The 7,400-nt window shown below is 69.7% G+C and carries 9 protein-coding genes and 1 pseudogene; 4 read left to right on the forward strand and 6 right to left on the reverse strand.

From position 1 onward, the window contains the following. The 4 genes from SSOG_RS23990 to SSOG_RS24005 all read left to right on the forward strand — a co-directional run. Window positions 1-313 (forward strand): glycoside hydrolase family 6 protein (locus SSOG_RS23990; protein ID WP_009716839.1); only part of this gene is annotated, 313 nt, incomplete at its 5' end. 281 nt (window positions 314-594) lie between these two features. Next, window positions 595-942, forward strand: a complete 348-nt coding sequence (locus tag SSOG_RS23995; RefSeq protein WP_009716840.1) for a response regulator — start codon at window positions 595-597, stop codon at window positions 940-942. Continuing rightward, window positions 939-2,225 (forward strand): glycoside hydrolase family 5 protein, encoded by a 1,287-nt coding sequence (locus tag SSOG_RS24000; RefSeq protein WP_078510388.1) that lies wholly within the window; start codon window positions 939-941, stop codon window positions 2,223-2,225. The genes SSOG_RS23995 and SSOG_RS24000 overlap by 4 nt, the downstream gene beginning before the upstream one ends. A 223-nt stretch (window positions 2,226-2,448) precedes the next feature. Further along, window positions 2,449-3,123, forward strand: a complete 675-nt coding sequence (locus tag SSOG_RS24005) for a signal peptidase II (RefSeq protein WP_050799945.1) — start codon at window positions 2,449-2,451, stop codon at window positions 3,121-3,123. Window positions 3,124-3,160: 37 nt separating this feature from the next. On the opposite strand, the pseudogene SSOG_RS58505 reads toward SSOG_RS24005, so the two are convergent. From SSOG_RS58505 to SSOG_RS24030, 6 genes and pseudogenes are all read right to left on the reverse strand, one after another. Beyond that, window positions 3,161-3,304 (reverse strand): annotated as a pseudogene (locus SSOG_RS58505) (zf-HC2 domain-containing protein); the annotation flags it as partial. Continuing rightward, on the reverse strand, window positions 3,301-3,855 hold the full coding sequence (locus tag SSOG_RS24010; protein WP_039938547.1) for an RNA polymerase sigma factor: 555 nt from the start codon (window positions 3,853-3,855) through the stop codon (window positions 3,301-3,303). The pseudogene SSOG_RS58505 and the gene SSOG_RS24010, both read right to left, overlap by 4 nt. A gap of 130 nt (window positions 3,856-3,985) precedes the next feature. Continuing rightward, window positions 3,986-4,804: a zf-HC2 domain-containing protein gene (locus SSOG_RS24015; RefSeq protein WP_009716844.1), complete on the reverse strand. Its 819-nt coding sequence runs from the start codon at window positions 4,802-4,804 to the stop codon at window positions 3,986-3,988. Next, window positions 4,801-5,397 carry a sigma-70 family RNA polymerase sigma factor gene (locus tag SSOG_RS24020; RefSeq protein WP_050799946.1) on the reverse strand — a complete coding sequence of 199 codons (597 nt, stop codon included), beginning with the start codon at window positions 5,395-5,397 and terminating at the stop codon, window positions 4,801-4,803. The genes SSOG_RS24015 and SSOG_RS24020 overlap by 4 nt, the downstream gene beginning before the upstream one ends. A gap of 161 nt (window positions 5,398-5,558) precedes the next feature. Next, window positions 5,559-6,587, reverse strand: coding sequence for a rod shape-determining protein (locus tag SSOG_RS24025; protein WP_009716846.1), 1,029 nt, complete (start codon window positions 6,585-6,587; stop codon window positions 5,559-5,561). 85 nt (window positions 6,588-6,672) lie between these two features. Further along, the coding region (locus SSOG_RS24030) for a DNA polymerase (RefSeq protein WP_009716847.1) at window positions 6,673-7,400 on the reverse strand (728 nt) is incomplete at its 5' end.

The raw sequence follows: 7,400 nt of genomic DNA on the forward strand, positions 1-7,400 counted from the left end.
CGGCATCGCGGTCAACGTCTCCAACTTCAACGCCACCGGCGACGAGGTGCGCTACGGCCTGTCCGTGCTGCGGGAGCTGCGCCGCCCCCGGCTCGGGGTCGTGGTCGACACCAGCCGCAACGGGGCCGGGCCCACCGCCAAGCACCAGTTCTGCGATCCGCCCGGCCGCAAGCTGGGCCGGGCCCCCACCGCGGCCACCGGGATCCCCGGGGTCGACGCCTTCCTGTGGATCAAGCAGCCGGGGCAGGCGGACGGCTGCGCGGCCGGTGCGGGCGTCTTCGTCCCCGGCTACGCGTACCGGCTGACCGGCTGATCCGCCCTCTTCGGGGCCTCCCCGGGCCTCCGTAGCGCCCTCCTGGGGCCTGCGGAGGCCCTTCGCATGCCCTCCACCACCCCCGCAAAACGGACATAACCCATATAAAACGGCCGAATTCTGCTACCTCAACTGAGGTAGTCGGAATTCGGCCGTTTGGCGTGCCCTGAATTCCTGCAATTGAGGTATCCAGATTTCGGCCATCCGTACGGTGTTTCGAGCCCCGGGCTTTTCTAATGTCGGTGAGCGACAGGACAAAAAAGCCCGAAGGAGCTCCATCGATGCAAAGAGTTCTCGTCGTGGAGCACCACACCCAGGTGCTGAGTGCTCTCGCCGATCTCGTGATCGAGGAGCCGGGACTGGAGTTGTCCGGAATTGCCGGATCGGCCAGGGAGGCAATTTCTCTGGCCCGTGAAGCGCAACCGGATGTGGTGCTGATCGATGTGGACGAGCCCGGCTGGAAGGCCCAAGGGCTGGACCGCCTGATCGGCGACCTCCTCCCGCAGGCGCGGATTGTCCGGCTGACCGCTGCATCCGACCCCCATTTGGAATGTCTGGAATCTCCGACGAACACCCCCAGCATCCTCAAGACCGAAATACGCGAATTCCTCAGGAGTATCACCGAATGAATTCCCCCATGGACCAGAACAACGTCCCGACCAACCCCGAGACCACCGAGACGAAGAGCGTTCCCCGCTCCCGCCGTCTGCGCATGGGTATCGCTGCGGCCGTCGTCGCTGTCGCTGCCGTGGGTGGCACTGTCACGGCGTTCGCCATGAATGGCGACGACGCGGGTTCCTCGTCCTCGGCCGCCCCGGGCAAGCCCGCCGGCTCCGACGTCGACTTCCCGCTGTCCACCAAGAAGGGCGACATCGTCGACGCGAACGGTAAGAAGGTCGTCCTGACCGGTGTGAACTGGTTCGGCTTCGAGACCGGCACCTTCGCGCCGCACGGCCTGTGGACCCGCAGCCTGGATTCCATGCTGGACCAGATGGCCAAGCAGGGCTTCAACACCATGCGGCTCCCCTACGCGAACGAGATGTTCGACGCCAAGAGCAAGCCCAACGGGATCGACTTCAAGCAGAACCCCGACCTGAAGGGCCTCACCGGCCAGCAGATCATGGACAAGGTCGTCAAGGGTGCCACCGACCGCGGCATCATGGTGATCCTGGACCAGCACCGCCCGGACCAGTACGGCCAGAGTGAGCTGTGGTACTCCCAGAGCCTCACCGAGAACAAGTGGCTGAGCGACTGGGTCAAGCTGGCCAAGCGCTACAAGAGCAACGACCGCGTGATCGGCGCCGACCTGCACAATGAGCCGCGTGGCCAGGCCACGTGGGGCGACGGCAACAAGAAGACCGACTGGCGCATGGCGGCCACCAAGGCCGGTAACGAGATCCACAAGGTCAACAAGAACTGGCTGATCTTCGTCGAGGGCACCGACCGCCACAAGAACGAGCAGTTCTGGTGGGGTGGCGACCTCCAGGGTGTGAAGAAGTACCCGGTGAAGCTGGACGAGGGCAACAAGGTCGTCTACTCGGCCCATGACTACGGTCCGGGCGTCTTCAACCAGAACTGGTTCCAGGCGAAGGACTTCCCGAAGAACATGCCGGCGATCTGGAAGAAGCACTGGGCCTACATCAAGCAGCAGAACATCGGTCCGCTGCTCCTGGGTGAGTTCGGTGGCCGCAAGACCGCCGGTAACAGCAAGGAAGCCATCTGGCAGAACGCCCTGATGGACTACCTCAAGAAGAACGGGATCAGCTACACCTACTGGACCTGGAACCCGGACTCGGGTGACACCGGCGGTGTGCTGAACAAGGACTGGAAGACGATCGACAAGAACAAGATGAAGATGCTGTCCGAGTACCAGATGCCGCTGCTGGAGTCGAAGGGGAAGGCGTCGGAGTGACCCCTTCCGGCACAGTGCCGACATGGTGATGTGACAGCGAGGGCCCGCAGGCAGCCGCCTGCGGGCCCTCCGTCATGTCCGCACCCACGTAGAGCCGGCCGGAGAGCCCGAAAAGTCCCGAAAGTCTCGTATGGAGGGAAGCGGGACGTGCTCCCGCCGGGTTTCCTCCCTGGGCCCCGACCGCGCCCGTGGACCGGGCCCCCGGCATTCAGGGAGGCCCGCCATGAACCCCCACCCGCACACCGGCCGGCTGCTCTTCCCGCTGGTCGCGCTCATGGTGATCGCGGCCGACCAGGTGAGCAAGGCGCTCGCGCTGGCCGCCTGGAGCGGTACCTCGGGGCCGCAGGCCCGGCTGGGGCCGCTCCGGACGCTGCTGGTGCACAACGCCGGGGTGGCCTTCGGGCTGGGGCACGGCCGCCCGGTGCTGATCAGCGTGATCACCCTGACCGGCGCGGTCGCCACCCTGGCCGCCGTCTGCGCGGGGCTGCGGGCCCACCGCCGGAGCCTGGCGTTCGGCATGGCGCTGATCGCGGGGGGCTCGGTCGGCAACGGTGCCGACCGGGTCGTACGGCCGCCGGGCCCGCTGCGCGGCGCCGTGGTCGACTGGATCACGGTGGCGGGGCGCGGCCCGGTGTTCAACCTGGCCGATGTCGCCCTCGTCTCCGGGACCCTGCTCACCGCGGCCGTGCTGCTGTGCTCGGCCGCGCGACGGCCGTACGTCAGCCCCCGGCCTTGGGCACCGGACTCGACCCCGGCCCCGAACCCGATCCCGGCATCCGATCCGGGTCCGGCCCCGGCTCCCGGGTGCTCTCCCGCTCCGCGATCGAGGCCGCGAACTCCTTCAGCCGCGCCAGCGCCGCTTCGTCGGTCACCCCCCGAGAGGCCAGCTCGCTGGTGATGCGCTGGTAGAGGGACAGCTCACGGGCGCACGCGTGGCACTCCGCCACATGGGCCCGCACCCGGCCCGCGTCCGGTGCGTCCAGTTCGCAGTCGAGATACGCCTGGAGCATCGGCGCACCCACCGGGCACTCCCTCGTCCGGCGCCGTTCGGTCTCGCGCCACCACGTCCATCGGCTCATGCCTCACCTCGCTCAGGTTCCCGTCCGGTGCGCCCCGCGGCCAGCAGCTGGTTGCGGATCCGTCTGCGGGCCCGGTGCAGCCTGCTCATCACCGTCCCCTTGGGGACGTCCAGCACCTGCGCCGCCTCCGCGTACGACAGCCCGTCCACATGGACCAGCCGTACGACCTGCTGGTCACGGAGCGGCAGTGCGGTGAACGCTGCGTCCACGGCCTCGTCGAACGCGGTATCCACCACCAGCTCCTCCGGGGTGGCGTCGCGGGCCGGGGAGAGCCGTTCCAGCTCGGTGTCCGGGTCGTCCAGCAGGCGGGGCCGGCGCTGGCGGCGCCGGCTCACCTCCGCGTGCCGCATGATCGTCAGCAGCCAGGCCCGTGGATGTCTCCCGTCAAAACGGCCGACTGCCCGGTACGCCCGTAGTAACGTGTCCTGCACGAGATCTTCGGCGTCGGCGCGCTGAGCGGTCAGAGACATCGCCACGCGCAGCAGCACCTCGATCTCGGGCAGCACGTACTGGCTGAACATGCGTTGCTGATGGGCGTCCGGGTCAGCCACGTGTGCCTCCTCGGATCCGGACCCCCCGGGGACGCGAAAGCGACATATCACACCCTGTGTAACATCTCGCTCACAGCGCCGCACGGGATGATCGGCGATCCGAGTGGCACAGCGGCCACGGTGGTACCGGTTACGCGTCGACGGAGACCAGCACCTTGCCCTCGGACGTCACGACCTCGAAGTGGTCGATGTCGGAACGCTTCATGCCCGTTCCGCCGTGGGCCCACAGCGGGGCTCTGGCGGCCACGTCAGGGCTGTTCTTGATCCCGTATCCCCGCTCGGGCACGGACCAGGTCGTCATGGTCTGCTTCTTGCCGTCGTGGGAGACCGCGATCAGGCTGCAGCTCAGCGGGCCCTTGACGTTGCCCAGTCTGAGCATCCCGTCGAGGCCCCACATCTTTTCCTCCATGGCGATCGCCGCGGTCACCTTGGTGTCCGGGTCGGTGGCCTCGACCTTGTCCGCCATGCCGGCGAAGAGCTGGCTCTCGCTCGCCGCGGCGACCGGCGGCTCGGAGCCGGAGCCCGAGTCCGAGGTGACGGCCATGGTGCCGAGCGGTCCGCCGATGATCAGGGCGGCCGCCGCCGCGACCAGGTAGAGACCGCGCCGCTTGCGCTTGCTGCGGGCCGCGGCGACCTCGCCCACCATGCGGTTCAGCAGCGAGGGGCCGGGCTTGGCCGTCAGGGTGTCGATCGCGGTCGGGGTGGCGGTGAACGCGTGCGGGGTGTGGCCCGTGATCGCGGTCCGGCCGGGTGCCCCGTGGATGCCGGGGATGTCCGCCGCGAGGTCCGCCAGCAGGGGTTCCAGCCCGGTCAGCTCGTCGAGCTGTCGACCGCACTGGTCGCAACCGGCCAGATGCTCCTCGAAATAGGTTGCTTCCGCCTCGTCGAGCACGCCGAGCACATACGCGCCAACGGCGTCGTGTCCCGCGTGGTGCGTCTGCGCTGTCATGCCGTCACTCCTCTCTCCTCAAGCGCGAGCTTCATGGAGCGCAGCGCATAGAAGACCCGGGACCGAACCGTCCCGCTGGGTATGCCGAGCGTTTCCGCCGCTTCATTGACCGTACGGCCCTTGAAGTAGGTCTCGACGAGCACCTCGCGGTGGGCGTCGCTGAGGTCGTGCATCGCGTCGGAAAGTGTCATCAGCCGTAGTGCCCGGTCGATCTCGTCCTCCGCCGGCATCAGCTCCAGAGGAGACGGATCGACCTCCTGGGGCCTGGCCTGCCTGCTGCGGTGCCCGTCGATGACGATGCGACGGGCGACCGTGACCAGCCAGGGCCGGATGGAACCGGTGGCCCGGGACAGCTGGTCCGCATTCCGCCAGGCGCGGACCAGGGTCTCCTGCACGACGTCCTCCGCGCGATGGCGATCGCCCGCGACCAGACGCAGTACGAACGCGAGCAACGGTCCGGCGTGCTCCTGGTAGAGCGCACGCATGAGTTGCTCGTCCGGTGTACCGCGCTGCGATCTGGACGGACGCTCATCGGCCACGGCGGCGTCGTCGTGCACCAGAACCTCCAGGACAGGACCTGAGTTGGACAACATCAACTGACGACTCCCGGTCTGTGCCCCGGGGGGGTGGGGTGGCCATGTCGGCCTCTTCCTCCCTTCGTACGGATGGGAGGGGGCGGCCACTCAACGCGTCAGTAAGAAAGTTCCGATCAGTTCCTGGAGTTGCCCTGGAGGACGGGGTGGGTGAAGGGTCCTCAGGTGATGGCCGAGCTGAGGACATGGGGCTGGACCTTGCCCTCCAGCATCGCGCCGAGCCCTTCCACCGCGCACACGCCCGGATTGTCCGCGATGTTCACCGGGACGCCGGTCGCCTCCCGCAGCAGGGTGTCCAGACCGGGCAGCACCGCGCTGCCGCCCGCCAGCATGATGCCGCGGTCGGCGAGGTCGGCCACCAGATCGGGCGGGCAGCGGCGCAGCACGGCGCTGATCGCGTCGAGGATGCCGGTCAACGGGGTGCGGATGGCGTTGCGTACGCCCTCGACGTCGATCTGTACGGACCGGGCGAGCCCGGTGGCCACGTCGCGGCCGTGCACCTCGGCGCCCAGCGAGGCCAGCGCCGTGTCGCCGAGGACCAGGTGCAGCGGGCGGACGGCCTGGGTCGGCAGCATCAGCGCGTGTGCGTTGCGCAGATGCTGGATGACGGCGTGGTCGACCGTCTCGCCGCCCACCGGCACCCGTTCGGCGGCCACGATCGAGCCCAGCGACAACACCGCCACGTGGGTGGTGGCCGCGCCGCACACCACGATCATCGTGGCCTCGGGCCGCTCCACGGGCAGCCCGCAGCCCACGGCGGTGGCGATCAGCGTGTCCACCAGCTCGACCCGCTTGGCTCCGAGCCCGGCGAGCGTCTCCATGGCGGCGCGCTGGGCGAGCGGATCGGCGTCGTGCGGTACGCAGACGGCGGCGCTCGGCAGCGGTTTGCGGCGCCAGGCGCGGCGCAGCTTGTTGCCGAGCAGCAGCCGCAGCATGCGCTGGGCCATGGCGATGTCGACGACGGTGCCGCCGGCCACGGGGCGCACCACCCGGATGTGGTCGGGCGTACGCCCCGTCATGCGCTCGGCGAACGCCCCCACCGCGATCACCGCGCCGGTGCGGGTGTTGACGGCGGCCACGGTGGGCTCGTCGACGATCAGGCCGGTGCGCTTGAGGTAGACGCGGGTCCTGGACGCTCCGAGGTCCACGGCGATGGAGCAGCGACGCAGCCGCTCGAGGCTGATGCTCATGTGGCCATCGTGTGCGGCCGGGCGCGCCCGCTGCCTCCGGAGGTGCGCCGGTCGGGCGAGCCCCGCTCACCCTCGGCCGATGGCGTCAGTCCTTGGCGTCCGCGTAGCACTCCACCGCCGCCACCGTGAGCGGGAAGCGGACCGGGGTGGTGCCGAAGGCGATCGTGCCCGCCACCTCGCCCGCCTCCGCGATCGCCTGCCGCACCGCCGCCACCTCCGGCTCCGGGCAGTGCACGATCACCTCGTCGTGCTGGAAGAAGACCAGCTCGGCGCGGAGCCCGGCGGCCGCCAGGGCGCGGCGCAGCGCAGCGAGCATCAGCACCGCCCAGTCGGCGGCGCTGCCCTGGACGACGAAGTTCCGGGTGAAGCGGCCGCGGGCGCGGGCGCTCGGCGTGCTGCCGTAACGCGGTTCCTCGTCCAGGTCGCGCGGCAGGCCCGCCTCGTCGGCCGGGTCGGTGGCGGCGCCTCCGGCCGGTGGGCAGGTGCGGCCCAGCCACGTCCGTACGAGACGGCCCTCCTCGCCCGCGCGGGCCGCGTCGTCCACGTACGCCACGGCCGCCGGGAAGCGGCGCCTGAGCGCGGCGAGGTGCTTGAGCCCGTCGCCGGAGGTCTGCCCGTAGACGGCGCCGAGCAGCGCCAGCTTGGCCTGGTCGCGGCGGCCCGCGAAGGCGCGGTCGGACAGCTCCGCGTACAGATCCCGGCCGGTGCCCGCGACCTCCATCAGACCGCGGTCGCGGGAGATCGCGGCGAGCACCCGGGGCTCCATCTGGTCGGCGTCGGCGACGACCAGCCGCCAGCCCGGGTCGGCGACGA

The organism is Streptomyces himastatinicus ATCC 53653, assembly GCF_000158915.1.
In the GTDB taxonomy this organism is placed as follows: Bacteria; Actinomycetota; Actinomycetes; order Streptomycetales; family Streptomycetaceae; genus Streptomyces; species Streptomyces himastatinicus.

What these genes read in the sequence shown, in the direction of transcription:
- SSOG_RS24015 (WP_009716844.1), bottom strand. Translation starts at nt 4,804, where the DNA reads ATGACAGCGCAGACGCACCACGCGGGACACGACGCCGTTGGCGCGTAT.
- SSOG_RS24005 (WP_050799945.1), top strand. Translation starts at nt 2,449, where the DNA reads ATGAACCCCCACCCGCACACCGGCCGGCTGCTCTTCCCGCTGGTCGCG.
- SSOG_RS24020 (WP_050799946.1), bottom strand. Translation starts at nt 5,397, where the DNA reads ATGTTGTCCAACTCAGGTCCTGTCCTGGAGGTTCTGGTGCACGACGAC.
- SSOG_RS24025 (WP_009716846.1), bottom strand. Translation starts at nt 6,587, where the DNA reads ATGAGCATCAGCCTCGAGCGGCTGCGTCGCTGCTCCATCGCCGTGGAC.
- SSOG_RS24000 (WP_078510388.1), top strand. Translation starts at nt 939, where the DNA reads ATGAATTCCCCCATGGACCAGAACAACGTCCCGACCAACCCCGAGACC.
- SSOG_RS23995 (WP_009716840.1), top strand. Translation starts at nt 595, where the DNA reads ATGCAAAGAGTTCTCGTCGTGGAGCACCACACCCAGGTGCTGAGTGCT.